The sequence below is a fragment of the Pseudomonas fluorescens genome (assembly GCF_902497875.1).
In the GTDB taxonomy this organism is placed as follows: domain Bacteria; phylum Pseudomonadota; class Gammaproteobacteria; order Pseudomonadales; family Pseudomonadaceae; genus Aquipseudomonas; species Aquipseudomonas fluorescens_BR.
In genome coordinates this window covers 1-1,350 of record NZ_CABVHY010000140.1, presented here as the reverse complement: position 1 = coordinate 1,350, position 1,350 = coordinate 1, and the positions used below count along the sequence as shown (strand labels likewise).

Here is a 1,350-nt window from a genome sequence, read left to right as displayed (position 1 = left end):
CGAGCAGGCGAGGGCGGCTTATCAGCGTGCCCTCGAACTGACTCGACAGCTGCCTGAGCGGCGATTTATCGAGCGGCGGCTTGAAGAGCTGTAGGAGCTGCCGCAGGCTGCGATCTTTTCAAAGGCGCACACGAAAACAATAGACTCACACCCACAAGAGGTCCCATGCCCGACCGCCCGGCTCTCGACGCAACAACCGCCTACTGGGTGCCCTGGGTGGTGGCCATCGCCTTTTTCATGCAGTCCCTCGACGGGACGATCCTCAACACGGCGCTACCCGCCATGGCCCGGGATCTGGCGGAAGACCCGCTGCGCATGCAAGGCGTAATCATCGCCTACATGCTCACCGTGGCCCTGCTGATTCCCGCCTCGGGCTGGATCGCCGACCGCTTCGGCACCAAAAAGATATTCTTCAGCGCGATTCTGCTGTTCAGCTTCGGCTCGCTGCTCTGCGCGCTGTCGAGCTCCTTGAGCATGCTGATCGGCGCTCGGGTCGTACAAGGTCTGGGCGGCGCGCTGATGCTGCCGGTGGGCAGGCTGGTGGTGCTGCGGGCCTACCCGCGCTCGGAACTGGTGCGAATCATGGGTTTCATCACCATCCCCGGCCTGCTCGGTCCGCTGCTCGGCCCGACCATGGGCGGCTGGATGGTGCAGTACCTGACCTGGCACTGGATCTTCCTGATCAACTTGCCGGTCGGCGTGCTCGGTTGTTATGCCGTGTGGCGCTTCATTCCCGACCTGCGCGGCAGCGAGCGCACCCGCTTCGACGGCGTGGGTTTTGTGCTGTTCGGCGCGGCCATGGTGTTGATCACCATCGCCATGGAAGGTCTCGGCGAACTGCATTTGCCGCACCTGCGGGTGATGTTGCTGCTGTTCGCCGGCATGGCCTGCCTCGCGGCGTACTGGCTGCGCGCCGGGCACGTCGATAATCCATTGTTCGCGCCCTCGCTGTTCAAGACCCGGACCTTTGCCGTGGGCATTCTCGGCAATCTGTTCGCCCGCCTGGGCAGCGGCGCCTTGCCGTTCCTGGTGCCGTTGCTGCTGCAGATCGCCTTGGGTTATTCACCGTCCCAGGCCGGAATGAGCATGCTGCCGCTGGCGGCGGCGGCGATGATCGCCAAATCCGTCGCCCGACCGCTGATCGAGCGCTTTGGCTATCGCATCGTGCTCACCGGCAACACCCTGGCGCTCGGCCTGATGCTGGCCAGCATGGGCCTGGTCAGCGAGCAGACACCTTACTGGTTGTTGTTGTTTCAGCTCGCTGTATTGGGAGCGATCAACTCCTTGCAGTTCACCGCCATGAACACCGTGACCCTGATTGACCTTGACGACGCCAGTGCCAGCAGCGGC

Annotated in this window: 1 protein-coding gene; it reads left to right on the top strand. The window is 63.6% G+C overall.

Annotated features, from left to right (window positions below; genetic code table 11):
* Window positions 1-165: 165 nt before the first annotated feature.
* The coding region (locus tag F8N85_RS34240) for a DHA2 family efflux MFS transporter permease subunit (RefSeq protein ID WP_150807689.1) at window positions 166-1,350 on the top strand (1,185 nt) is incomplete at its 3' end.